Here is a 23,772-nt window from a genome sequence, read left to right on the forward strand (position 1 = left end):
GCGGCGCGCCCGGCCGGCGCCCGGACGCCGTGGACGCGATGCCGCCCGATCGGATGACCCCGAACGGCGCAGTCCGGGCCGGCCGTGTCGAACCCGCCGGCGGAACCCGCGGGCGCACGCCTCCGGCACCCGGGGCGGGACCTGTGGCGCCCCGCCGCGCCGGCCGACGCCACCCGTCGCTCGCCGTCAGCTCATCCGCAGCGCGAGGAAGAAGTCGAGCTTGTCCTCCAGGCGGGCCAGATCGCGGCCGGTGAGCTGCTCGATCCGGCCCACCCGGTAGCGGAGCGTGTTGACGTGCAGGTGGAGGCGGGTGGCGCAGCGGGTCCAGGAGCCGTCGCAGTCCAGGAACGCCTCCAGCGTGGGGATCAGTTCGGCGCGGTGCCGGCGGTCGTAGTCGCGCAGCGGGTCCAGGAGGCGGGCGGTGAAGGCCCGGCGGACGTCGTCCGGCACGAACGGCAGCAGCAGCACATGCGAGGCCAGCTCCTCGTGCCCGGCGGCGCAGACCCGGCCCGGACGGGCGGCGGCGACCCGGCGGGCGTGCCGGGCCTCCTCCAGCGCGCCGCGCAGCCCCTCCGCCGAGTGCACCGAGGCGCTCACGCCGACCGTCAGCCGCCCGTCGTCCGCCAGACCGCGGCCGAGCGGCTCCTGGACGACGGAGAGCAGCTCATCGGCGTGCAGACCGGCCGCCGAGGCGTCCCCGGGCTCGTCCGGGACGGGCAGCGGCACCAGCGCCACCGCCTCGTCGCCGGTGTGGGCCACGGCGATCCGGTCGGAGGGCTCCGGACCGAAGGTGCCCGGGTCGACCAGCATCTCCTCCAGCAGGCTCTGTGCGACCGGGCCGCCGGGGGCGTCGCCGTCCTCCCACTCGACCCGGGCCACCACGATCTGCCAGTGCGGCGCGGTGCCCAGCCCGGGCAGCAGCACCGGGGCGGCCACCCGCAGCCGGGCGGCGATCTCGGCGGGCGGCGCGCCGGTCTGGACGAGCTCCAGCACCTCCTGGGCGAGCCGGCGGCGGACCGTACGGGCCGCGTCGCGCCGGTCGCGTTCCACGGCGATCAGCTGGGTGACACCGTGCAGCAGGTCGAGGCGCTCCTCGGGCCAGTCGCCGGCGTCCGCCTCGACGGCCAGCAGCCAGTCGCTGAGCAGCGTCTGGCGCAGGTCACGGCCGTCGTGGCGGATCGGGAACAGCGAGAACGTGGCGCCTCCCGGTGCGCCGGCCGCCTCGATCGTGACGCGGTGCGGGCCGCGGCGTCCGCTGCGGGCGGCCGCCAGATGCTCGCCCGCGAGCCGGGCGGCCGTCCCGGCGGACAGCTCGGGTCCGGCACCGGCCAGCGTCGAACCGGCGATCTGCCGGCCGGTGGGGGAGAGCACCCAGGCCCGCAGGTCCAGGTCTGAGCCGAGCAGGTCCAGGACCACCTCCGGGCCGCCGCCGGTGGGGCCCGAGGTCATCAGACGCCGGTGACGGTCCACCACGGCCGCGAGGTCACCGGCCCGTTCGCTGGAGACCTGGCGGACGACATGCTCGGTGATGGAGGCGAACGAGACGTCCTCGACGACCGAGAACAGCGGCAGCCGGTGCCGGACACAGGCCGCCACCAGGTCGTCCGGGACCGAGCCCAGCTCCGCCTCGCCCGCGGCGAGCCCGGCGACCCCGGCGGCGGCCAGGATGCGGACGAACCGCTCGGAGTCCTCGGGCGCGCGGCGCCAGGCCAGACCCGTCAGCACCAGTTCGCCGCCGGAGAGGTAGCGGCTGGGGTCGCGCAGGTCGGTGGTCATCACGCCGCGTACGGTGCGGTCCAGCTCGTCCTCGCCCCCGAGCAGCCGAAGGCCCAGGGATGGGGTGTCCAGGAGTGCGCGGAGCCGCATGACCTCGCCCGCCGTTCTTTGCTGTCTGGTGTTGCCGGTGGAATGCCGCGAGGTTTCAGAGCCTCGTCTTTCGTTCGAATCTACAAGACAGGTGGCTTGGCCAGCCAACCGCTTCATGGTTTCGGTGACTGCACCGGGCGGGTCAGGGGCGCGTTCACTAAGCCTCAACCGTTAACGAGACATGAACGGCTCCATGGCGATGTGAGCGCAGCGTCCTCACCATGAGTAACGAACGACCGATTTCGTAGAAGAGGCCAACCATGGACTTCCTTCGCCCCGCCAGCTGGGAGGAGGCGCTCGCCGCCAAGGCCGAGCACCCTACCGCTGTGCCCATCGCGGGCGGCACGGATGTGATGGTCGAGATCAACTTCGACCACCGGCGCCCCGAGTACCTGCTCGACCTGAACCGCATCGGTGACCTGAGCGAGTGGGAGGTCGGCGAGAAGACCGTACGCCTGGGCGCCTCCGTCCCCTACACCCAGATCATGGAGCATCTGCGGGCCGAACTCCCGGGCCTGGCCCTGGCGTCGCACACCGTCGCCTCCCCGCAGATCCGCAACCGCGGGGGCGTCGGCGGCAACCTCGGCACCGCCTCCCCGGCCGGTGACGCGCACCCCGCGCTGCTCGCCTCGGGCGGGGAGGTCGAAGTCGAGTCCGTACGCGGCCGCCGGATGATCCCGGTCGACGACTTCTACGTGGGCGTCAAGCGCAACGCCATGGAGCCCGACGAGCTGATCCGGTCGGTGCATCTGCCGAAGGCCGACGGACCGCAGCAGTTCTCCAAGGTCGGCACCCGTAACGCCATGGTGATCGCGGTGTGCGCCTTCGGTATCGCGCTGCACCCCGCGACCCGCACGGTGCGCACCGGCATCGGCTCCGCCGCGCCCACCCCCGTACGGGCCCGTGAGGCCGAGGAGTTCCTCACCGCGGCGCTGGACGAGGGCGGCTTCTGGGAGTCCGGCAACCCCATCCCGCCGTCCGTCGCCAAGCAGTTCGCGCAGCTCGCCTCCGGCGCCTGCAACCCGATCGACGATGTGCGCGGCAGCGCCACCTACCGCCGGCACGCGGTCGGCATCATGGCGCGCCGCACCCTCGGCTGGACCTGGGAGTCCTACCGGGGCAACGAGAGGAGCGCACAGTGCGCGTGACATTCACCGTCAACGGCCGCCGCCAGGAGGCCGACGACGTCTGGGAAGGCGAGAGCCTGCTGTACGTCCTCCGGGAGCGGATGGGCCTGCCGGGCTCCAAGAACGCCTGTGAGCAGGGCGAATGCGGTTCCTGCACGGTCCGGCTGGACGGTGTGCCGGTGTGCTCCTGTCTGGTCGCCGCAGGTCAGGTCGAGGGCCGCGAGGTGGTCACGGTCGAGGGCCTGGCCGATTACGCCAAGCACCGCGAGGACGCCCACCCCGGCGCGGGCTGTCCCTCCGGCGCCTGTGGCACCTCCCTGCAGGCCGCGCAGCAGTGGCAGGCCAAGGGCACCGACTCGCAGACCGGTGAGGGCGGTGAACTCTCCCCGATCCAGCAGGCGTTCATCGACGCGGGCGCCGTCCAGTGCGGCTTCTGCACGCCCGGCCTCCTGGTCGCCGCCGACGAGATGCTGGAGCACAACCCGCAGCCGACCGACGCGGACATCCGCGAGGCGCTCTCCGGCAACCTCTGCCGCTGCACCGGCTACGAGAAGATCCTGGACGCGGTACGGCTCGCGGCCGCCCGTCAGGGCCAGGAAGAAGGGGTCTGACCATGGGAACCACCGGCACCCCGACCAAGATCACCCAGGGTTCGCAGACCAAGGGCGGCATCGGCGAGTCCACCCTGCGCCCCGACGGCACGCTGAAGGTCACCGGCGAGTTCGCGTACTCCTCGGACATGTGGCACGAGGACATGCTGTGGGGCTTCACGCTCCGCTCCACCGTCGCGCACGCCGAGATCGTCTCCATCGACACCTCCGAGGCGCTCGCGCAGTCCGGCGTCTACGCCGTGCTGACCTACGACGACCTGCCCACGTCGATCAAGAACTACGGCCTGGAGATCCAGGACACCCCGGTTCTCGCGCACGGCAAGGTCCGCCACCACGGTGAGCCGGTGGCCCTGGTCGCCGCCGACCACCCGGAGACGGCGCGGCGCGCGGCTGCCAAGATCAAGATCGACTACAAGGAACTGCCCGTCGTCACCGACGAGGCCTCCGCGACCGCCGACGGCGCGCCGTTGCTCCACGAGGGCCGCGACGACCACCACGCCGGGCACGTCGCGCACCCCAACATCGTCCACCGTCAGCCGATCGTCCGCGGTGATGCCGGCGCGGCCGCCAAGAAGGCCGATGTCATCGTCTCCGGCGAGTACGTCTTCGGCATGCAGGACCAGGCCTTCCTCGGCCCGGAGTCCGGCCTCGCGGTGCCCGCCGAGGACGGCGGGGTGGACCTCTACATCGCCACCCAGTGGCTGCACTCCGACCTCCGCCAGATCGCCCCGGTCCTCGGCCTGCCCGAGGAGAAGGTCCGGATGACGCTCTCCGGCGTCGGCGGCGCCTTCGGCGGGCGCGAGGACCTGTCGATGCAGATCCACGCCTGCCTGCTGGCGCTGCGCACCAACAAGCCGGTCAAGATCGTCTACAACCGTTTCGAGTCCTTCTTCGGCCACGTCCACCGGCACCCGGCGAAGCTCTGGTACGAGCACGGCGCCACCAAGGACGGCAAGATCACGCACATGAAGTGCCGGATCGTGCTGGACGGCGGTGCCTATGCCTCCGCGTCCCCGGCAGTGGTCGGCAACGCCGCCTCGCTGGCGGTGGGTCCGTACGTGATCGACGACGTCGACATCGAGGCCGTCGCGCTCTACACCAACAACCCGCCCTGCGGCGCCATGCGCGGCTTCGGCGCGGTCCAGGCGTGCTTCGCGTACGAGGCGCAGATGGACAAGCTGGCGGCCAAGCTGGAGATGGACCCGGTGGAGCTGCGCCAGCTCAATGCCATGGAGCAGGGCACGATCATGCCGACCGGGCAGCCGGTCGACTCGCCGGCCCCGGTCGCCGAGATCCTGCGCCGCGTCAAGGCCCGCCCGCTGCCGCCGGAGCGCCAGTGGGAGTCCAGCGAGGGCGCCGACGTCCGTCAGCTGCCCGGCGGCCTGTCGAACACCACCCACGGCGAAGGCGTCGTCCGCGGTGTCGGCTACGCGGTCGGCATCAAGAACGTCGGCTTCTCCGAGGGCTTCGACGACTACTCCACCGCCAAGGTGCGCATGGAGGTCATCGGCGGCGAGCCGGTCGCCACCGTGCACACCGCGATGGCGGAGGTCGGCCAGGGCGGTGTCACCGTCCACGCGCAGATCGCCCGCACCGAGCTCGGTGTCACCCAGGTGACGATCCACCCCGCCGACACCCAGGTGGGCAGCGCCGGTTCGACGTCGGCCTCCCGTCAGACGTACGTCACCGGCGGCGCGGTCAAGCACTCCTGCGAGCTCGTCCGCGAGAAGGTCCTGGAGCTCGGCCGCCGCAAGATGGGCACGTACCACCCGGCGTGGGCCACCGCCGAACTCCTCCTGGAGGGCGGCAAGGTCGTCACCGACGGCGGCGAGGTCCTCGCCGACCTGGTGGACGTCCTGGAGGGCGAGGCCGTCGAGATCGAGGCCGAGTGGCGGCACCGGCCGACCGAGGCCTTCGACCTGGTCACCGGCCAGGGCCACGGCCATGTCCAGTACTCCTTCGCGGCCCACCGCGCGGTCGTCGAGGTGGACACCGAACTCGGCCTGGTCAAGGTCATCGAACTGGCCTGCGCCCAGGACGTCGGCAAGGCGCTCAACCCGCTGTCCGTCGTCGGCCAGATCCAGGGTGGCACCACCCAGGGCCTGGGCGTGGCGGTGATGGAGGAGATCCTCGTCGACCCCAAGACCGCGAAGGTGCGCAACCCCTCCTTCACGGACTACCTCATCCCCACGATTCTCGACACGCCGACCATCCCGGTCGATGTGCTCGAACTCGCCGACGAGCACGCCCCGTACGGGCTGCGCGGTATCGGTGAGGCCCCCACCCTGTCGTCCACTCCGGCCGTCCTCGCGGCGATCCGGAACGCGACCGGGCTGGAGCTAAACAAGACGCCGGTGCGCCCCGAGCACCTCACCGGCACATAGAGAGCCGTCCGGGGGCGACCCCGGACACCGGCCTCCGGGCGGTGCGTGTCAGGGGTGTCCCTGTCCGTCCTCCTCCGCGCACCGCCCGGAGACCACCACCCCGCAGTACGCAGTCGCTGCTCCGCCCCGGCGGAGCCAGCACCCCTCACGTTCGTCTCGGGCCGTCCCCCGGGTCGTGCAGCCGAAGTTTCATCCCAAATCTCGCACCTGGTGCGAGTGCCCCTGTGAACCTTGGGAGTAAGGCACCATGACCCAGCAGTCCACTGAGCCGAGGACGACGGCGGAAGACGCGGGCGACGGCTCGCGCCAGCCCGCCGGCCGCTCCTGGCTCGACCGGTACTTCCACATATCCGACAGAGGATCGACGGTCGCGCAAGAGGTGCGCGGCGGCATCACCACCTTCATGGCGATGTGCTACATCCTCCTGCTCAACCCTCTGATCCTCTCGACACCGGACGTGGAGAAGCACACTCTCGCGCATGCGGGCGTGGTCACCGCGACGGCGCTCGCCGCGGCGGTCTCCACCCTGCTGATGGGCTTCATCGGCAAGGTGCCGCTGGCGCTGGCAGCCGGCCTGAACGTCTCCGCCGCGCTGACCGCCCAGGTCGTCCCGAACATGACCTGGCCGCAGGCCATGGGCATGTGTGTGGTGTACGGCGTGGTCATCTGTCTGCTGGTGGTCACCGGACTGCGCGAGATGATCATGAACGCCATCCCGCTCGCGCTCAAGCACGCGATCACCATGGGCATCGGGATGTTCGTCGCGCTGCTGGGGCTGGTGAAGGCCGGTTTCGTGGGCAAGGGTGAGGGCGGCCCGGTCACCCTCGGCCTTTCCGGGCAGCTGTCCGGCTGGCCGGTCCTGTTCTTCTGTGTCACGCTGATCTTGATCTTCATGCTGCAGGCCCGCAAGGTGCCCGGCGCCATCCTCATCGGCATCGTCGTCGGCAGCGTCCTGTCCATCGCCGTGACCAGGATCGGCGGGCTGACGGCCAAGGACTGGGGCGGTACGCCCCCGGAGCTGGACGGCGGCGCGGTCGCGATGCCCGACTTCGGTCTCTTCGGACATGTCGAGTTCGGCGGCTGGGGCTCCATCGGCGCGCTGAGCGTCGGCATGATCGTCTTCACCCTGGTGCTGGCCGGCTTCTTCGACGCCATGGCCACCATCATCGGCGTCGGCACCGAGGCCAAGCTGGCCGACGACAAGGGCCGGATGCCGGGTCTGTCCAAGGCGCTGTTCGTGGACGGCGCGGGCGGTGCCATCGGCGGCGTCACCGGCGCGTCCGGTCAGACCGTGTTCATCGAGTCGGCGAGCGGTGTCGGCGAGGGTGCGCGTACCGGCCTGTCGTCCGTCATCACCGGCCTGTTCTTCGCGGCCTGCCTGTTCTTCACCCCCGTCACCCAGCTCGTCCCGGCCCAGGTGGCCTCGGCCGCTCTCGTCGTCATCGGCTCGATGATGATGAGCGCCGCCGGCCATGTGGACTGGCGCGACCGCTCGGTGTCCATCCCGGTCTTCCTGACCGTGGCCCTGATGCCGTTCACCTACAGCATCACCGCGGGCGTCGGCGCCGGTGTCATCGCCTACGCCGCCATCAAGGCGGCGCAGGGCAAGTGGCGCGAGGTCGGCGGCTTCATGTGGGTGCTGACCGCCATCTTCGTCGTCTATTTCTCGCTCCATCCGATCGAGCAGTGGCTGGGCGTCAAGTAACCGCCCGCCCGCTTCCCCCCCCGTCCGTGAGGAGACCGACATGCTGGACATCGCCGAAGAGCTGCACCGGTGGGTCGAGCAGGGCCGTGAGTTCGCGGTGGCCACCGTGGTGGCCACCAACGGCAGCGCGCCCCGCCAGCCCGGGGCCGCGCTGGCCGTCGACAGTGACGGCACGGCGATCGGGTCGGTCTCCGGCGGATGTGTGGAGGGGGCGGTGTACGAACTGTGCCAACAGGCGCTGCAGACCGGTGAACCGGTCCTGGAGCGCTTCGGCTACAGCGACGAGGATGCCTTCGCCGTGGGCCTGACCTGCGGCGGCGTCATCGACATCCTCGTCCAGCCGGTCCGGGCGGGCGCCCCCGCGACCGCCGACGACGGCGGCTTCGCGGGGGAGCGGGCGGACAGCACCGCCGCCACGCTCGCCGCCGGGCTGGCCGCCGCGGCCTCAGGAGAGGCGGCGGCGGTCGCCCGGGTCATCCAGGGCCCCGCCGGACTCCTCGGCCACGCCCTGCTGGTGCGCGCCGACGGCAGCCACACCGGCACCCTCGGCGGCCACCCCGCCCTGGACCGCACCGCGGTCGAGGAGACCCGCGCCCTGCTGGACGCCGGGCGCACCACCAGCCTGGAGATCGGCACGGGCTTCGCACCCGGGGAGGAAGCGGAGGCCGGTTTCGAGGACCAGGCCCCGGCGGACAGCGACAACGACGCGCAGCGCAGCGGGTCGCGCTGCGGCCAGCCCGTCGTCCTCCTCGTCGAATCATCCGTCCCCGCGCCCCGCATGATCGTCTTCGGCGCCATCGACTTCGCCGCCGCGCTGGTCAGGGTCGGCAAGTTCCTCAACTACCACGTCACGGTCTGCGACGCCCGCCCCGTCTTCGCCACCAGGACCCGCTTCCCCGACGCCGACGAGATCGTCGTCGACTGGCCGCACCGCTATCTGGACGCCCAGCAACTCGACTCCCGCACGGTGCTGTGCGTCCTGACCCACGACGCCAAGTTCGATGTACCGCTGCTGGAGCGCGCGCTCAAGCTCCCGGTCGCCTACGTCGGCGCGATGGGCTCGCGCCGCACCCACCTGGACCGCCAGCGACGGCTGCGGGAGGTCGGCCTGACCGAGCTCGAACTGAACCGCCTGCGCTCGCCCATCGGACTCGACCTCGGCGCCCGCACCCCGGAGGAGACCGCCCTGTCCATCGCCGCCGAAATCGTCGCCAACCGCCGAGGCGGCACCGGCGCCCCGCTGACCGGCGCGCACACCCCCATCCACCACGACACGGGGCGGCCGGTGGGGCGGATCGGGTCGGTGGCGTGAGGGCCTTGGCAGGGCCTTGGCTGAGACCGCCGGGGCCGGTGGAGCGGCGGAGAGCGTCTCCGCGGCCGTCCGGCCCGCGACCGGCCGAGGCGACTTCCCGCCGCCTTCCTCCTCCTACTTCGGCCGGGTGACCGAGCCGGTGCCCGCCGGCTCGCTGGAGCCGCTCGCCCGCCGACCGCTCCGTACCGCACGTCCGGGCCGCCGTTCACGCATCCCCAGCACCCCGATGAGCAGGGCGATGACGACCGCCGCGGTGGGGACGATCAGGCCCGCGCGGTAGCCCGCGAGCGGTGTGAGGGGCACGTCGCCGCCGCCCGCGACGGTGGTCACGGCAGTGACCGCCGACAGCCCGAGGGCCGCGCCGAACTGGACCGAGGTGTACAACAGACCACCTGCCAGGCCCTGTTCACAGGACGCGACGCGGTCCGTGGCGACGATCGCCAGCGGCCCGTGGACCAGCGCGAAGGCGATGCCGACCAGCAGCAGGCTCGGAAACATCGCGGCATAGGTCCAGTCCACGCCGACCGGCAGGAACAACGCGTAGCCGAGCGCGGCGAGCAGCAGGCCGGCGACGATCACCCGGGCATGCCCGAAGCGCCGTACGAGGCGTGGGGTGAGCGTCGGCGCCAGTACCGCGTCGGCGCCCATCGGCAGCAGCGCAAAGCTGGTCTCCGCGGCCGACCAGCCGCGGAACTCCTGGAGGTAGAGCACCGCGAGGAACTGGAAGCCGAAGAATCCGGCGGTGAACAGCAGCCCCATGACGCCGGCGCGCACCAGCGGCCGGGAGCGGAGGATGCCCAGACGGAGCAGGGGTGTGGGAGTCCGCCGTTCGACCGTGACGAAGACGGCGAGCAGGGCGAGGGCCGCGGCGAGGGTCCCCATGGTCCGTAACGCCGGTGCGTGAGCCGCCTGTTCCACGGTCATGACCAGAAGCAGCACCGCCACGGTGACGGTGATCGCACCGGTCACATCCACCCTCGGACGGGGCTGCCGCGGGGCGGAGTCCTTCGGGACGAGCGGGAGCGCGGCGAGCAGCACCAGCAGGGCGGGCGCGATCGGGGCGAAGAACACCCAGCGCCAGTCGGCGGCGGTCAGCAGCCCGCCGGCCACCAGCCCGATCGAGAAGCCACCGCCCGCAGTGCCCGAGTAGACCAGCAGGGCACGATCGCGGCGCGGTCCGGCCGGGAAGTTCGTGGTGATGATCGACAGCCCGGCCGGCGCCATGAACGCGGCGCACACGCCGGTCACGAAGCGGGCGGTGATCAGCATCCAGCCCTCGGTCGCCAGCCCGCCCAACCCGGAGAAGACCAGGAACACGGTCAGCGGCACCAGGAACATCCGACGCCGGCCGAACAGGTCGGCGGCCCTCCCGCCCAGCAGCATGAACCCGCCGTAGCCCAGAACGTAGCCGCTCATCACCCACTGCAACTCGCCGGTGGCGAGGCCGAGTTCGGCGCGGATCGGCGGGAGGGCGACATTCAGCATGCCGATGTCGAGCCCCTCCAGGAAGACCGCCCCGCACAGGACGAGAAGCAACGCCCAGGACGGTGCCGCGGATCGGGACATCACAGTGCTCCTCGGTCAATGGGGGGCTCGGTGCTGGACACGCAGTCGGTTACCTCTTGTTACTGACCGCATCGTGCGGCACCGTGAAGAGCTATGGAAGGCACTTCGAAGTCACTGACACACCCCGAGGGAACCAAGGCGGCCGCCCCCGCCGACCACGACAACGACGCGCGCCAGTGGGACGTCCGCGAGGGCTGCGAGGTCCGCCAGATCCTCGACCGGGTCGCGGACAAGTGGTCACTGCTCGCCATCGCCCTGCTCGACCGGCGGGTGCTGCGCTTCACCGAACTCCGTCGCGAGATCGACGGCATCAGCCAGCGGATGCTGACCGTCACCCTTCGCCAGCTGGAGCGTGACGGGCTCGTCCGCCGCACCGTCCACCCCGTCGTGCCGCCGCGGGTGGATTACGAGTTGACGCCGTTGGGCGTCACCTTGCACGACACCATTCAGGCCCTGGTGACGTGGACCGAGGAACACCAGACGGAAATCGCGGCAGCCCGCGCCGCCTACGACGAGCGCGACACGGAGTCCGGCACACCATGACGGACCGGCGGTTCCACGGCTGATTGCCGCGGGACGGGTCGTGGGTGCCGACCCGGGCCGGCCCCTGCGGCGGCAAAAACAGATGAAGCTCCCCGGATGCCGCGTTAGCGTCCCCGGGTGACCAGTGACGACGACGCGCGTGTGACCACGGAGCTCCGGGACATCCCCGAGTCCGACCTCGACCAGGCCCTGGACCTGGTCTATCTCGCCTTCCACCTCAAACCCGCCGACAAGACCCGCGCGTACCACCGGGAGCTGCTGCGGGCCTGCTCCCGTATCGGGGCCCATGACGACGGGCGGCTGAGCGGGGTGGCCGCCGCGCACCGGCTGACCCTCTCCGTCCCGGGTGGTCAACTCCCTTGTGCGGCACTGGACTTCGTCTCGGTTGCGCCCACCCATCGGCGCCGCGGAGTCCTCACCTCGATGATGGACGAGCTCTGGCGCCGCTGTGCCGCCGAGGGGCGGCCGGTGTCCTGTCTCTGGGCGTCCGAGAGCGGCATCTACGGCCGCTTCGGCTTCGGCGCCGCCACCGAGTCGTACCGCATCGAGATCGACTCCTCGCGCCCGCTCGCCCTGCGTGTCACCCCCGACAGCCGCCCGCTGCGGCTGATCGACCCGGCGGACGCGCCCGCCCTGCTCGCACCGCGCTACGACGCCACGCTGCCGCAGCGCGCCGGCCGCTTCACCCGCGACGCGGCGTGGTGGCGCGACCATGTGCTGGACCTCGACGGGGCGCGCGGCGGCGATGACCGGGACGGCTTCGGCGCGGTGCGGGTGGTGGTGCTCGGCGCCTCCGGTGAAGTGCCCGCCGGCTATGCGGTCTACCGCACCCGCGGCGGAGGCGAGGACCGGCCCGGAGCGGTCCTCGTCGAGGAACTGGAGGCGGATACCGCACCGGCCGCCGCCGCCCTGTGGTCCTACCTCGCCTCGATCGACCTCACCTCGACGGTACGGATCCAGGCCCGCCCCGCCGACGACCCGCTCCTGCACCTCGTCGCCGACCGCGACCAGGTACGCGTCACCGGCCAGGAACCCTCCATGTGGATCCGGCTCGTGGACGTCCGGGCCGCGCTGACTGCCCGTTCCTGGGCGGCTCCCGTCGACCTCGTCCTCGATCTGCGCGACACCGCGCTACCGGCCAACGCGGGCCGCTTCCGGCTGACCGCCGACCCCGACGGCGCCACCTGGCTGCCCACCGACGCCGCACCCGATCTCTCCCTGGACGTACGGGAGTTGGCCTCCTCCTACCTCGGTGGTACGCCTCTGCGCCGCTTCGTCCACGCCGGGCTGGTCACCGAGCACACCCCGGGCGCGGTCCGCCGCTTGGACGCCGCGCTGGAGACCGAGTGGCTGCCCTTCACCGGGGGCAATGACTGACCGGTGGGCGCGGGCCGGCCGGGGCGTCTGCCTGCGGCGGGCCGGGGCCGTCGGGTGGGACCGCCCCCGACCCATCTACGACCCGGTCCTCAGCCCGCGCCCCCGCCCCACCCCGGCCGCAGCACCGCCATCACCAGCACGTCATGCCACGCGCCGTCCCAGAACAGCGCCTCCCGCATCCGGCCCTCCACCTCGAAGCCGCACTTCTCGTACGCCCGCCGGGCACGCGGGTTGTAGTCGTAGACCTCCAGCTGGACGCGGTGCAGGCCCACCCGGTCGAAGGCGTAGCCGAGCAGCAGCCGGGTCGCCTCGCTGCCGACACCGCGGCCGGTGGCCTCCGGGACGAGGGCGATCCGGAAGCTCCCGTGGGCGTTCGGCGGATCGATCTGGCTCAGCGCGAGTTCACCCAGGAAGTCACCGCTTTCCCGGTCCTCGATGGCCAGGTCCAGACGGTCCGCCCGCCCGGCGCTGCCGGCGCACCATGCCTCCAACTCCGCCAGTGTGAAGTCATGGTGGGTACCGGTCAGCCGACGCGTCTCCGGGTCCTGGCACGCGGCATGAAAGGCGGCCGCATGCCGTATCGCCAGCGGTACGAGACGGATCCGGACGCCGGTGAGTACCGGCTTCTCGGCGAGTGCGGTGGCATCGATCATGGGGCGATGATGTCCGGACGACGGCGGGGCGGCAAGGGAATTGGCCCGGGGGGCGCCGCGGGGAGACGGGGGCGTGGACACCCATCGTGCGGTCACCTCGGCCGCCGACGTGCACATCGCTGAGCAGGGTGCGTTAACGAGTGCCGCCCTGTCCGAGGCGGCTTCGAGGCCTTCAAGAAGGCATACGAAGAGTACGTGCCGTGGCTCGTCCGCAAGGCGATCGAGGTCGGTGCATCGGTCTACGAGATCTCCTCGGCCATGCGGGACTTCATCGGCCTGTGAGTCAGCCGGTGCAATGCCACCGCAGGTGATCAGCGGCTGGCGGGATTCACTGTTCCGCCGGCCGCGCTCCTGTATGAAACTGCTTCATCAACATTGCACCTCCAAAACACCCAAGGAAGACATGAGCGACAGTTCGTATCCAGCACGGTCTGAGACCAAGGCCTCTGTCCGAGGCGATGCCTGGCCAGTGGTCCCGCTCGCTGTCGCCCTGCTGCTGTTGCACACTCTGGGTGACCAGGCGTGGGCATATGTGACCGCCGCGGTGGTCGGCGGCATCGGCTTGCTGGCCTCAGTGATCGCTTTGGTCGAGTGCGTAGGCGCCATCAGAAAGGGTCTGGCCCGGGCCGAGGCCGCATGGGTCATTGTCGTTCTGCTGGTGGCCAGTTGTGCGGTGGTCTACCGGTTGATTGTGACGTGATGCTGCACGCAACCCCCCGAGAGTAGAGCTGACCGGGCTCGCTCGTGGGCCTCATATGCGCCATGTGCAGGCTCCGGGATCTGAGTCCTGGGCGGCCGCAGTTGGGGAGGGCCGGGCGCCCGGGCGTCGCCAGCCGGACGAAGCCGTGCCGCCCCGCCCTACGGCAACGCCCCCGCCCGGCGTGCCGCGATCACTGCTTGGAGGCGGGTGTGGGCGCCCAACTTCCGCATGGCGGAGCGGAGATAGCTCTTCACGGTTTCCGGGCGCAGACCCAGACGCTCCGCCACCTCCGCGTTCGTCGCGCCCGATGCCACGCAGGTCAGTACATCCACCTCTCGGGGCGACAGGGCAGGGGCGTCACCTTCCGCGCCGGGCCGTCGTGAGGAGGCCGCCGCGAGTCGTCCGCACGCCGCCAGCAGTTCCTGCCGCAGCAGGGGATCACCGACCCGCTGTGCCAGCCCGCGGAGTTCGCCGTGCGCCTCCCGGACCTCCTCCCAGCGCGCCGGGTCGCCGGCGGTCGATGGGGGTCCCCCCTGCTCATGAAGAGCTCGGGGGAGGGCCAGCGACAGCAGCTGCGCCGCCTCGTCCTGGAGCAGGAGCGCCTGTTCCAGCTCCCGTGCCGCCTCCATGGCCGCCGACACCGTCCGGTCGCCGAGCCGTACGGGGCGGCGCAGCGCCCCGTACAGCACCCCGCGCACCCGCCGCCGGACGATCACCGGCACCGCGAGCACCGACCGGAGCCCCTCCGCGGCCACCGCGGCGTCGTACTCATGGCTGATCACTGAGGACGTGCTGTAGTCGGTCACCGCGAGTGGCCGGGACAGCGCCACGGCCTTCCCGCCCAGCCCGTTGCCCTGCACGATGTCCAGGCCGCGCAGCACCGCGGTCTCCGTACCGGCCAGCTCATTGATGCGGTAGCGCCCCGCACCGGCCAGCAGACCGCCGAACGCCACCGGCAGGCCGCCGGCCCGCCGCAGCCGCGACAGCGCCGCCCGTACGTCCACCGCCTCGTTCGCTCCCGGGTCGAGCCGCACGCCGAAACCTCCGCTTCCCCCCGTTCGGGGGTGGTGAGACCTGCGCCACTGATTACACGATGGCAGGTAGCGGTGCGGCAATGAGGAGGACATATGACGGACACGGAAGCCGGGGCGACGGGGCGCGCACCGGACGCCACCGAGGAGTTCCGGGCGGCGCGGGACCTGCTGCTGCGGCACCGGGAGGACTATGACGCGGCCCGTACGGCGTTCCGCTGGCCCCGTCCGGAGCGCTTCAACTGGGCTCTGGACTGGTTCGACACCCTCGCCCACGGCAACGACCGCACCGCGCTGCACCTCGTCGAGGAGGACGGCAGCGAGACGAAGCTGAGCTTCGACGCGATGCGCCGCCGCTCCGACCAGGCCGCCAACTGGCTGTCCGCCAACGGGGTACGGGCCGGCGACCGCATCGTCATGATGCTCGGCAACCAGGCGGAGCTGTGGGAGACCGCACTGGCCGCGATGAAGCTGCGCGCCGTCGTCATCCCCGCGACCCCGCTGCTCGGCCCCGCCGATCTCGCCGACCGGATCGACCGCGGCCGGGCCCGGCATGTCATCGTGCGCGCCGCGGACACCGCCAAGTTCGCCGATGTGCCCGGCGACTACACCCGGATCGCGGTCGGCGGTGCGCCGGACGGCTGGCTGGCGTACGAGGAGGCCTACGACAGCCCCGAGACCTTCGAGCCGAGCGGCCCGACCCGGGCGGACGACGCCCTGATGCTCTACTTCACCTCGGGCACCACCGCCCGCCCCAAGCTCGTCGAGCACACCCATTCCTCGTACCCCATCGGCCATCTCGCGACGATGTACTGGATCGGTCTGCGGCCCGGCGATGTGCATCTGAACATCTCCTCGCCCGGATGGGCCAAGCACGCCTGGTCCAATCTCTTCGCGCCCTGGAACGCCGAGGCCACCGTCTTCATCCACAACTACACCCGCTTCGACGCGGCCCGGCTGATGGCGGAGATGGACCGGGCCCAGGTCACCAGCTTCTGCGCCCCGCCGACCGTCTGGCGGATGCTCATCCAGGCCGATCTGTCCGCCCTCCGCCATCCGCCGCGGGAGATCGTCGCGGCCGGTGAACCGCTCAACCCGGAGATCATCGAGCAGGTGCGGCAGTCCTGGGGCGTCACCATCCGGGACGGCTTCGGGCAGACCGAGACCGCCGTCCAGGTGGCCAACACCCCCGGCCAGACCGTCAAGCCGGGCTCCATGGGCCGCCCCACCCCCGGCTTCGACGTCGTCCTTCTCGACCCGGTCAGCGGCGCCCCGGCCGACGAGGGGGAGATCGCCCTCGACCTCTCCGCCCGGCCGGTCGGCCTGATGACCGGCTACCACGGGGACCCGGTACGCACCGCGGAGGCGATGGCCGACGGCTACTACCGCACCGGCGACATCGGCATCCGCGACCGCGACGGCTGGATCACCTATGTCGGGCGCGCCGACGATGTCTTCAAGGCGTCCGACTACAAGATCTCCCCGTTCGAGCTGGAGAGCGCCCTGCTGGAGCACGAGGCGGTCGCCGAGGCCGCAGTGGTGCCGGCCCCTGACCCGTTGCGGCTGGCCGTCCCCAAGGCGTATGTGGTGCTGGCAGCCGGATGGTCGCCCGGCCCGGAGACCGCAAAGCTGATCTTCGAGCACTCCCGCGCGGTCCTGGCCCCCTACAAGCGCATCCGGCGGCTGGAGTTCGCCGACCTGCCGAAGACCGTTTCCGGCAAGATCCGCCGTATCGAGCTGCGCGAGCGCACCGCGCAGGGCGACGGCGGTGCCGAGTACTGGGAGGAGAACCACCGATGAGCCAGCAGCACCAGGAGCTGTCGTACGCCTGCGGGGCCTCCGGGCGACCGCTGCTCGGCCACACCATCGGCACCGATCTGGCCCGCGCCATCGCCCGGTTCGGCGAGCGCGAGGCGCTGGTCGAGGTGGAGAGCGGCCGCCGCTGGACCTACACCGAACTGGGCCGTGCGGTCGACGAGGTGGCGCTCGGTCTGCTCGCCAAGGGCGTCTCCAAGGGCGACCGGGTCGGCATCTGGGCACCCAACTGCGCCGAATGGGTCCTCGTCCAGTACGCCACCGCGCGGATCGGGGCGATACTCGTCAATGTCAACCCCGCCTACGGCGTACACGAGTTGGCCTATGTCCTGCGGCAGGCCGGCATCAGCCTCCTGGTCTCCGCGACCCACCACAGGACCAGCGACTACCGCCGGATGATCGAGCAGGTACGCGCCGAGAGCCCGGCGCTGCGCGAGGTGGTCTACATCGACGATCCGACCTGGGGCGGGCTGCTGGCCGCCGGCGCCACCGTCCCGCAGCACCGGCTCACCGACGGCGAAAAGGCGCTCACCGCCGACGACCCGGTCAACATCCAGTACACCTCGGGCACCACCGGCTTCCCCAAGGGGGCCACCCTCTCCCACCACAACATCCTCAACAACGGCTACTGGGTCGGCGAAACCCTCGCCTACACCGAACAGGACCGGGTGTGTCTGCCGGTGCCCTTCTACCACTGCTTCGGCATGGTCATGGGCAACCTCGGCAGCACCTCGCACGGCGCCTGCATCGTCATCCCGGCCCCCGCCTTCGACGCCGCCACCACCCTGCGGGCCGTCCAGGACGAACGCTGCACCTCCCTCTACGGCGTCCCCACCATGTTCATCGCCGAGCTCAACCACCCCGACTTCGCCTCCTACGACCTCTCCTCCCTCCGTACCGGCATCATGGCGGGCTCGCCGTGCCCCGAGGAGGTGATGAAGCGGGTGGTCGCCGAGATGCATATGACCGAGGTCTCCATCTGCTACGGCATGACCGAGACCTCACCGGTCTCCACCCAGACCCGCCGTGACGACGACCTCGCCCACCGCACCGCGACCGTCGGCCGGGTGCTGCCGCACATCGAGGTGAAGGTGGCCGATCCGACGAGCGGGGTGACCGTGCCCCGCGGCACCCCCGGGGAGCTGTGCACCCGCGGCTACAGCGTGATGCTCGGCTACTGGGAGGACCCCGAGCGCACCGCCGAGGCCATCGACGCGGCCCGGTGGATGCACACCGGCGATCTCGCGGTGATGAACGACGACGGCTACGTCCGGATCGTCGGCCGCATCAAGGACATGATCATCAGGGGCGGTGAGAACGTCTACCCGCGCGAGATCGAGGAGTTCCTCTACTCCCACCCCAAGATCGCCGATGTCCAGGTCGTCGGCGTCCCCGACGAGAAGTACGGCGAGGAGATCGCCGCCTGCGTCATCCTCCGCGACCCCGAAGACCCGCTCACCCGCGACGAGTTGGCTCGCTACTGCCGCTCCCGGCTCGCGCATTACAAGGTGCCGCGCTACCTGGAGGTGCTCGACGCCTTCCCGATGACCGTCAGCGGCAAGGTCCGCAAGGTCGAACTGCGCGAGCGGCTGGCGAGGGAGCTGGGGCGGGTGCCGCAGTGATCCCGCGCCCGGGGTGCCGGGCGCGGGGTGCTCAGCGCGGCCGCGCCGCCCCCTGCGGGACGTACCCCAGGGCGACCGGCCCGGGCGCCGTGGCGGGGCCGGCCGCGCCCCGCCACGGTGCGAGCAGATCGGAGAGGCGGGGCGGCCAGAGCGGGTCGGCGGACACGCCCTACGCCGCCGGTGGTCAGGCCCGCCGCTCTCCCGGCCAGTCGAGCAACAGGCGCTGGGCCTTGGGAAGCGAGGCGACCACGAGGTCGTACGAGTCCTCGATCATGTCCAGCACGAGCCGGTCGGGAAGGCCGCCGTCCAGGGAAACGGTGTTCCAGTGCCGCTTGTTGAGGTGATAGCCCGGCACCACCTCGGGGTGCGCCGCTCGCAGCCGCTCCGCCAGCTCCGGCTCGCACTTGAGGCTCACGGTGAGCGGGGCGTCCGTCAGCGTGGTCAGCGCGAAGATCTTGCCGCCGACCTTGAACGTCGACACATCCGGGTGTCGCGGGAAGGGGAATTCCTCGGCCGCGCCATTGAAGTCCAGGCAGACGGCCCGCAGGGTGTTCGCGTCGATCATCCTGCCATTCTCGCGGGGCGGGGGGGCCGAGGCCGCGGTGGGCCCGCACGGCCGCGGTTTCACCGCAGCGGCGGTGCGCGGTCCGGACGTGGCGGCAGAGACGCCGGCAGACGTGTGCCTCCGGCGAACGCGCTGCTTCACGGCCGTGAACCGGACCGGCCGGATCAGCCGGACCAGCCGGGCTCCCGGCGCATCCCGGTCCGTGGCCAGCGGTCGAGTCCCAGGGCCGCCTCATGGGCGCGGATCGCCCGTAGTCCCGGGGTGAGTTCGGCCTCGGGGAGGATCCGGAATCCGATACGGGCGTAATACGGCGCGTTCCACGGCACCTCGGTGAAGGTGGTCAGGGTCAGCGGGACCGGGCCGCCGTCCCGCTCCGCCCGGTCGATGAGCGCCCGGCCGATGCGGCGGTGGGCCCGGTCCGGGTGGACCGACACCTGCTCGATATGGGTGCAGCCGTCGACCGGCTCCCAGAGCAGATAGCCGACCGGGCGGCGGCCCTCTCGGCCGGGTCCTGGTTCCTCGTACGCGGCCAGCACCCGCCCCGCCCGCTGGAACTCCGTCAACTGCTCCGGTGAGGGCGGCTCGTCGTCGGCGACCGAGGCCATATCGAGCGCGCGGAAGGGCTCCCCTGCCGCCCGCTCGATGGCGCGCAGCGCGGGCAGTTCGTCGAGGGCGGGTACCTGGATGATCACGAGGTCAGTGTCGCGGGTTCCGGGGGCGGGGGCGAGCGGTTTCCGTGGGCGGCCGGTGGGCTGCTCGTGGGCGGTGACGCCCGGAGGCTCACCGCAGCCGGCCGTCCGACGCGCGGGCGTCGAGGTGCGCGACGTACTCGCGGGCCACTTCGGCGGCGGGGGTGCCGTCGGACGGATCGAGGCGCAGACCGGTGCGGGTTTCGGCTACCCAGCCGGGACGGCTGACGACGGCGGCCGCGGACGGCCCGGTCACCGTCCCGCCGCGCCGTACTTGATCAGTTCGTCGGCCGGGTCGTTGACCGGCTGCGGGGTGCCCGTGAGGTCCATGACGAACAGCGGGATGTGCAGTTCGTCGGCGCGGGCACGGGCGTCGCGGGCGTAGCCGGCGAGGGAGAAGAAGACCGCGACGGCCGAGTCGTTGAGGCCGTTGAGCCAGACGCATTCGATCTCGCGCAGCTTGGTGGCGTGGGTGGTCGGGTCGACCTGGGCGACCACACCCGTCCCGCGCAGATCCACTCCGGAGGCGGTGCGCTCCCGGGTCCGTGCGGCATCGGCGTAGCCCAGCCACTTCAGATACTGCTCGGCGGCGGTGACACAGTCGCGGGCCGTGCGGATCGTGACCGGGCGGAACGCGGGCCGCAGGACGGCGCGCGGAGGGTCGGCGGCGGGCGGTGGTGCGGGCCTCGGCGCGGGGCGGCCGGACGAGGGGAAGTTCGGCGGCGGCAGAGGGGGCGCCGGAGCGACCGGGACCCGGACTACCGTGCCGCAGGCGCAGCCGGACTCCGGCGCCGGCCACTCGTCCTGACGTCCGCAGACCTCACAGCGCACCTCCACCCAGGAGGCCTGCCAGGTGCGGTGCAGTATCTCGACGGGTACCCCGCCGCGCAGTACGGACAGGGTGAGCGGGGCACCGCAGGCGCACGGGAAGGTGGGCGGGGTGAAGGCGTTCTCGCGGCGGCACGTGGGGCACCGCACCGGCACGCTCTCGGCCATGGTCGGCTCCTGGCAGGTCGGGCGGCAGACAGGTCGGATCTGCTGCTGGCTCCATGGTCCCTCCAAAACCGGTCGGCGGGGGCCGAATTGGGGCGGAGAGTCCCAGGCGGGGGAGAACGCCGGGGAGCCACGGTGCACGGAGGGAGCGCATCGCGGCGCACAGGGATCGTTCTCGTACGGGTGACATCGCACAGGGCCCGGCGTCCGTGACCGTACGGATGCCGGGCCCTGCAGTGGTTTCCGTCCGGCAGCGCGGGCAATCGGGCGCGACAGGACATCGCACCGCCGGACGGAGACTGGGGGGAGGAGGCGGGCTCCGCGGCGGGGGGAGCGGCTCACCCTTCCTGTCGGGCGAGCGCTGCCACCGCACTGCGTGCTCCCCGTATGCCGCGGAGCCCACGCTCCCGCTCCGTACCGGCCGGCCACCCCTCAACGGGCCGTGCCGGTACGGACGCACGAGGAACTGACCTCCCGTCAGTCCTCGCGCAGTTCGCGGACCCTGGCCTCGACGCGCTTGCCGTAGTCGGGGTCGGCGGCGTGGAAGTGAGCGAGGTTCTTCTCGATCACGTCGTCGCGGCTGACCTGGGAGAGACCGCCGGCGATGTTGTTCACCAGACGCTTCTTCTCTTCCTGTGACATCAGCCGGTAGAGCTCACCGGCCTGGAAGAAGTCGTCGTCCTTGGTGTGCGCGGGGGCCTCATGGGTGCCGACGTGGCCGTTGACGGCGAGCGGGGCGGAGAGCGGCCGGCCGGTCTGCACCGGGCCGCTGTAGGAGTTGGGCTCGTAGTTCTTGGCGTACCGGTCGTAGCCGTTGGTCGCCATGAGGCCGTCCCGGCCGTAGTTGGCGGCCGTGGTCGCCTTGGGGGCGTTCACCGGCAGCTGGGTGTGGTTGACGCCCAGGCGGTAGCGGTGCGCGTCGGCGTAGGCGAACAGCCGGCCCTGGAGCATCTTGTCCGGGGACGGGCCGATACCGGGCACGAAGTTGTTCGGGGAGAACGCGGACTGCTCGACCTCGGCGAAGACGTTGTCGGGGTTGCGGTCCAGGACCAGGCGGCCCACGCGCTGCAGCGGGTAGTCGCTGTGCGGCCACACCTTCGTCAGGTCGAACGGGTTGAAGCGGTAGTCGGCCGCCTCGGCCGCCGGCATGATCTGCACATACAGGGTCCAGGAGGGGTACACGCCCCGCTCGATGGACTGCAGCAGGTCGGTCTGGTGGCTGTTCGGGTCCTTGCCGGACAGCTCGGCGCCCTGTTCGGCGTCCAGGCAGCGGATGCCCTGGTTGGTCTTGAAGTGGTACTTGACGAAGAAGGCCTCGCCCTCGGCGTTCGTCCACTGGTAGGTGTGCGAGCCGTAGCCGTTCATGTGGCGGTAGGAGGCCGGGATGCCGCGGTCGCCCATCAGCCAGGTGATCTGGTGGGTCGCCTCGGGGGCGTGCGCCCAGAAGTCCCAGACGTTGTCCGGCTCCTGCTTGCCCGTGAAGGGGTCGCGCTTCTGCGAGTGGATGAAGTCGGGGAACTTGATCGGGTCCTTGATGAAGAACACCGGGGTGTTGTTGCCGACGAGGTCGTAGTTGCCCTCCTCGGTGTAGAACTTCAGGGCGAAGCCCCGCGGGTCCCGGGCCGCGTCCGGGCCACCGAGGTTGTCGGCGACGGTCGAGAAGCGGATGAACGTCTCGGTCCGCTTGCCGACGGTGTCGAGGAAGTCGGCGTGGGTGAAGCCGGTGACGTCATCGGTCACCTCGAAGTAGCCGTACGCCCCGGAACCACGGGCGTGCACGACGCGCTCCGGGATGCGCTCGCGGTTGAAGCGGGCGAGCTTCTCCAGCAGGTGCTGGTCCTGGAGGACGATCGGGCCGCCGACGCCGGCGGTGGCGGAGTTCTGGTTGTCGGCGACGGGGGCGCCAGCCTCCGTAGTGAGAAAGCGCGCCGTCAGCGTGGGCTTCGACATGGTGACCTTCCGTACGAGAGCGCGGAAGTTGGCTTCCGCACGTCGGAGCGTAAGAAGCGCTCCGACCAAACGTCAACAGTTTGTTGAAACAAACCTGGGGGGTGTCCGAGGGTGTTCCGGACGGCGGCCACACCTGGGCGCGACAGGACAAGTGTCGGCGCGGCCGCCGCCCGGAAGCGGAGGGGAAGCCTCTAGACGGCCCGGACCTCCAGGAGGACCGGCCGCCGCGTGGAGACGGCTTCCTTGCGTGCCCACTCGGCCGCCGAGCGGAGCTCCGCCGGATCCGCCGGACCCGCGAGGTACCGGCTCGCGCAGCCGTACGCCTCGACGAGCTTCACGTGGTCCGGGAAGTCCGGCTCGTGGCCGGGTGGGGTGAGCACAGGGGTGAGCATGATCAGTACGAACGGGACGGCGTGCTGCGCCGCGGTCGCCAACTCCTCGGCCAGGGCCGGGAGATCGTGGCTGTCGATGACCGCCACGACCTCGGCCTCCCGCTCGCCCAGGGAGTCCAGCGCCGTGCGGACGCCGATCGCGGCGGGCACCTCCCAGCCGGGCGGGCCGCTGCGGGCGCAGGCGCCCGCCGTACCTCTGACGACATGGGCGTCCGGCGCGAAGAGCCCGGCGATCTCCGCCGGGACCCCGGACGCCGGGACAGGCGGCCGCGGCGCCGCACCGCGCACGGGTCCGGCCCGTGGCGGCCGGAAGCCGGCCCCGGCGTCGCGCTCGGCGTCGTAGCCGATCTCCGCCACGGCCCACTCGGCCGGGACATCGATCAGGACCGGTCCGGGGCGGCCCTCCCGCGCGATCCGGAACGCCTCGCGAAAGGCCCCCGGAAGCCGCGCCGGATCCTCGATCCGCTCGGCGCGCTTGGTGACCGGACCGGCCAGCCGGACGAGATCCGGCGGCCGGCAGGTCGCGTGGTGCGGCGAGCCGTCCGGGCCGGTGTCCGCCCGGCCGGTGATACAGACCAGGGGGACGGCGTCCTGCCGGGCCGCGTCCAGTCCGGTGACCAGCCGCGCCGCCCCGGGACCCGCGGCCACCGCGGCGACGCCGGGCCTCCCGCTCGTACGGGCCCAGCCGAACGCCATGTGTGCGGCGGCCTCTTCGCGGCGCACCGGCAGCCGCCCGATACCGCCGGCCTCCATCGCGGCATACAGCGGGAGGAGGGCGGCACCGGAGCAGCTGAAGACGGTCCCGACACCCTCGTCCTTCATGATCTGGACGGCCGCCCGAACGGCGGGGATCCGCTGCACCGCCATGGAC

At 71.7% G+C, this 23,772-nt stretch carries 21 protein-coding genes; 10 read left to right on the top strand and 11 right to left on the bottom strand.

Features of this window, described 5'->3' with window-relative positions; translation table 11 throughout:
- Positions 1–186: 186 nt before the first annotated feature.
- Positions 187–1,866, bottom strand: a complete 1,680-nt coding sequence (locus tag NUT86_RS31975; protein WP_274738741.1) for a PucR family transcriptional regulator — start codon at positions 1,864–1,866, stop codon at positions 187–189.
- Between the two features lie 260 nt (positions 1,867–2,126).
- On the opposite strand from NUT86_RS31975, the gene NUT86_RS31980 reads away from it, so the two are divergent.
- The 5 genes from NUT86_RS31980 to NUT86_RS32000 all read left to right on the top strand — a co-directional run bounded on the left by NUT86_RS31980 (position 2,127) and on the right by NUT86_RS32000 (position 9,005).
- Positions 2,127–3,014: an FAD binding domain-containing protein gene (locus NUT86_RS31980; RefSeq protein ID WP_018089055.1), complete on the top strand. Its 888-nt coding sequence runs from the start codon at positions 2,127–2,129 to the stop codon at positions 3,012–3,014.
- Positions 3,005–3,604 (top strand): (2Fe-2S)-binding protein, encoded by a 600-nt coding sequence (locus NUT86_RS31985; RefSeq protein ID WP_274738742.1) that lies wholly within the window; start codon positions 3,005–3,007, stop codon positions 3,602–3,604. The genes NUT86_RS31980 and NUT86_RS31985 overlap by 10 nt, the downstream gene beginning before the upstream one ends.
- A 2-nt stretch (positions 3,605–3,606) precedes the next feature.
- Entirely contained in the window at positions 3,607–5,988 is a 2,382-nt protein-coding gene (locus tag NUT86_RS31990) for a xanthine dehydrogenase family protein molybdopterin-binding subunit (RefSeq protein ID WP_274738744.1), read from the top strand.
- A 247-nt stretch (positions 5,989–6,235) separates the two neighbouring features.
- Entirely contained in the window at positions 6,236–7,693 is a 1,458-nt protein-coding gene (locus NUT86_RS31995) for an NCS2 family permease (RefSeq protein ID WP_018089058.1), read from the top strand.
- Positions 7,694–7,733: 40 nt separating this feature from the next.
- Positions 7,734–9,005, top strand: coding sequence for an XdhC family protein (locus tag NUT86_RS32000; RefSeq protein ID WP_274738745.1), 1,272 nt, complete (start codon positions 7,734–7,736; stop codon positions 9,003–9,005).
- 114 nt (positions 9,006–9,119) lie between these two features.
- Here NUT86_RS32000 and NUT86_RS32005 read toward each other — a convergent pair whose 3' ends face one another.
- Entirely contained in the window at positions 9,120–10,571 is a 1,452-nt protein-coding gene (locus NUT86_RS32005) for an MFS transporter (RefSeq protein WP_274738746.1), read from the bottom strand.
- A 93-nt stretch (positions 10,572–10,664) separates the two neighbouring features.
- Here NUT86_RS32005 and NUT86_RS32010 point away from each other — a divergent pair, with 93 nt between their 5' ends.
- Together NUT86_RS32010 and NUT86_RS32015 are read left to right on the top strand one after the other, a co-directional pair.
- Positions 10,665–11,114, top strand: a complete 450-nt coding sequence (locus tag NUT86_RS32010; protein ID WP_274738747.1) for a winged helix-turn-helix transcriptional regulator — start codon at positions 10,665–10,667, stop codon at positions 11,112–11,114.
- Positions 11,115–11,231: 117 nt separating this feature from the next.
- Positions 11,232–12,491, top strand: coding sequence for a GNAT family N-acetyltransferase (locus NUT86_RS32015; RefSeq protein WP_274738749.1), 1,260 nt, complete (start codon positions 11,232–11,234; stop codon positions 12,489–12,491).
- Positions 12,492–12,580: 89 nt separating this feature from the next.
- Here NUT86_RS32015 and NUT86_RS32020 read toward each other — a convergent pair whose 3' ends face one another.
- On the bottom strand, positions 12,581–13,144 hold the full coding sequence (locus NUT86_RS32020; RefSeq protein WP_274738751.1) for a GNAT family N-acetyltransferase: 564 nt from the start codon (positions 13,142–13,144) through the stop codon (positions 12,581–12,583).
- 403 nt (positions 13,145–13,547) lie between these two features.
- On the opposite strand from NUT86_RS32020, the gene NUT86_RS32025 reads away from it, so the two are divergent.
- Positions 13,548–13,844 (top strand): hypothetical protein, encoded by a 297-nt coding sequence (locus NUT86_RS32025; RefSeq protein WP_159485426.1) that lies wholly within the window; start codon positions 13,548–13,550, stop codon positions 13,842–13,844.
- A 158-nt stretch (positions 13,845–14,002) separates the two neighbouring features.
- On the opposite strand, the gene NUT86_RS32030 is transcribed toward NUT86_RS32025, so the two are convergent.
- Positions 14,003–14,878: a helix-turn-helix transcriptional regulator gene (locus tag NUT86_RS32030; RefSeq protein ID WP_266443338.1), complete on the bottom strand. Its 876-nt coding sequence runs from the start codon at positions 14,876–14,878 to the stop codon at positions 14,003–14,005.
- Between the two features lie 93 nt (positions 14,879–14,971).
- Between NUT86_RS32030 and NUT86_RS32035 the strand changes: the two genes are divergently transcribed.
- Complete coding sequence (locus NUT86_RS32035; protein ID WP_274738755.1) at positions 14,972–16,675, top strand: AMP-binding protein; 1,704 nt, start codon at positions 14,972–14,974, stop codon at positions 16,673–16,675.
- Positions 16,672–18,312, top strand: a complete 1,641-nt coding sequence (locus NUT86_RS32040) for an AMP-binding protein (protein ID WP_159485420.1) — start codon at positions 16,672–16,674, stop codon at positions 18,310–18,312. The genes NUT86_RS32035 and NUT86_RS32040 overlap by 4 nt, the downstream gene beginning before the upstream one ends.
- A 31-nt stretch (positions 18,313–18,343) precedes the next feature.
- Here NUT86_RS32040 and NUT86_RS32045 read toward each other — a convergent pair whose 3' ends face one another.
- The 7 genes from NUT86_RS32045 to NUT86_RS32075 all read right to left on the bottom strand — a co-directional run bounded on the left by NUT86_RS32045 (position 18,344) and on the right by NUT86_RS32075 (position 23,768).
- On the bottom strand, positions 18,344–18,478 hold the full coding sequence (locus NUT86_RS32045; RefSeq protein ID WP_274738757.1) for a hypothetical protein: 135 nt from the start codon (positions 18,476–18,478) through the stop codon (positions 18,344–18,346).
- Between the two features lie 18 nt (positions 18,479–18,496).
- Positions 18,497–18,877 carry an MmcQ/YjbR family DNA-binding protein gene (locus NUT86_RS32050; protein ID WP_018089120.1) on the bottom strand — a complete coding sequence of 127 codons (381 nt, stop codon included), beginning with the start codon at positions 18,875–18,877 and terminating at the stop codon, positions 18,497–18,499.
- A gap of 164 nt (positions 18,878–19,041) precedes the next feature.
- Positions 19,042–19,569, bottom strand: coding sequence for a GNAT family N-acetyltransferase (locus NUT86_RS32055; RefSeq protein ID WP_274738759.1), 528 nt, complete (start codon positions 19,567–19,569; stop codon positions 19,042–19,044).
- An 88-nt stretch (positions 19,570–19,657) separates the two neighbouring features.
- Positions 19,658–19,822, bottom strand: coding sequence for a hypothetical protein (locus NUT86_RS32060; RefSeq protein WP_159485416.1), 165 nt, complete (start codon positions 19,820–19,822; stop codon positions 19,658–19,660).
- Positions 19,819–20,562, bottom strand: a complete 744-nt coding sequence (locus NUT86_RS32065) for a hypothetical protein (protein ID WP_274738761.1) — start codon at positions 20,560–20,562, stop codon at positions 19,819–19,821. The genes NUT86_RS32060 and NUT86_RS32065 overlap by 4 nt, the downstream gene beginning before the upstream one ends.
- A gap of 474 nt (positions 20,563–21,036) precedes the next feature.
- Complete coding sequence (locus NUT86_RS32070) at positions 21,037–22,494, bottom strand: catalase (protein ID WP_274740684.1); 1,458 nt, start codon at positions 22,492–22,494, stop codon at positions 21,037–21,039.
- 206 nt (positions 22,495–22,700) lie between these two features.
- On the bottom strand, positions 22,701–23,768 hold the full coding sequence (locus tag NUT86_RS32075) for a thiamine pyrophosphate-binding protein (RefSeq protein WP_274738763.1): 1,068 nt from the start codon (positions 23,766–23,768) through the stop codon (positions 22,701–22,703).
- Between the last annotated feature and the right edge of the window lie 4 nt (positions 23,769–23,772).

Source organism: Streptomyces sp. G7(2002), assembly GCF_028870195.1.
Classification (GTDB): domain Bacteria; phylum Actinomycetota; class Actinomycetes; order Streptomycetales; family Streptomycetaceae; genus Streptomyces; species Streptomyces nigrescens.

Bases quoted from the DNA above. Each gene is read 5' to 3' on its own strand.
- NUT86_RS32025 (WP_159485426.1), top strand. From the start codon at position 13,548: ATGAGCGACAGTTCGTATCCAGCACGGTCTGAGACCAAGGCCTCTGTC.
- NUT86_RS32005 (WP_274738746.1), bottom strand. From the start codon at position 10,571: ATGTCCCGATCCGCGGCACCGTCCTGGGCGTTGCTTCTCGTCCTGTGC.
- NUT86_RS31980 (WP_018089055.1), top strand. From the start codon at position 2,127: ATGGACTTCCTTCGCCCCGCCAGCTGGGAGGAGGCGCTCGCCGCCAAG.
- NUT86_RS32020 (WP_274738751.1), bottom strand. From the start codon at position 13,144: ATGATCGATGCCACCGCACTCGCCGAGAAGCCGGTACTCACCGGCGTC.
- NUT86_RS31995 (WP_018089058.1), top strand. From the start codon at position 6,236: ATGACCCAGCAGTCCACTGAGCCGAGGACGACGGCGGAAGACGCGGGC.
- NUT86_RS31990 (WP_274738744.1), top strand. From the start codon at position 3,607: ATGGGAACCACCGGCACCCCGACCAAGATCACCCAGGGTTCGCAGACC.
- NUT86_RS32065 (WP_274738761.1), bottom strand. From the start codon at position 20,562: ATGGCCGAGAGCGTGCCGGTGCGGTGCCCCACGTGCCGCCGCGAGAAC.
- NUT86_RS32010 (WP_274738747.1), top strand. From the start codon at position 10,665: ATGGAAGGCACTTCGAAGTCACTGACACACCCCGAGGGAACCAAGGCG.
- NUT86_RS32035 (WP_274738755.1), top strand. From the start codon at position 14,972: ATGACGGACACGGAAGCCGGGGCGACGGGGCGCGCACCGGACGCCACC.
- NUT86_RS32040 (WP_159485420.1), top strand. From the start codon at position 16,672: ATGAGCCAGCAGCACCAGGAGCTGTCGTACGCCTGCGGGGCCTCCGGG.
- NUT86_RS31975 (WP_274738741.1), bottom strand. From the start codon at position 1,866: ATGCGGCTCCGCGCACTCCTGGACACCCCATCCCTGGGCCTTCGGCTG.
- NUT86_RS32075 (WP_274738763.1), bottom strand. From the start codon at position 23,768: ATGGCGGTGCAGCGGATCCCCGCCGTTCGGGCGGCCGTCCAGATCATG.
- NUT86_RS32000 (WP_274738745.1), top strand. From the start codon at position 7,734: ATGCTGGACATCGCCGAAGAGCTGCACCGGTGGGTCGAGCAGGGCCGT.
- NUT86_RS32050 (WP_018089120.1), bottom strand. From the start codon at position 18,877: ATGATCGACGCGAACACCCTGCGGGCCGTCTGCCTGGACTTCAATGGC.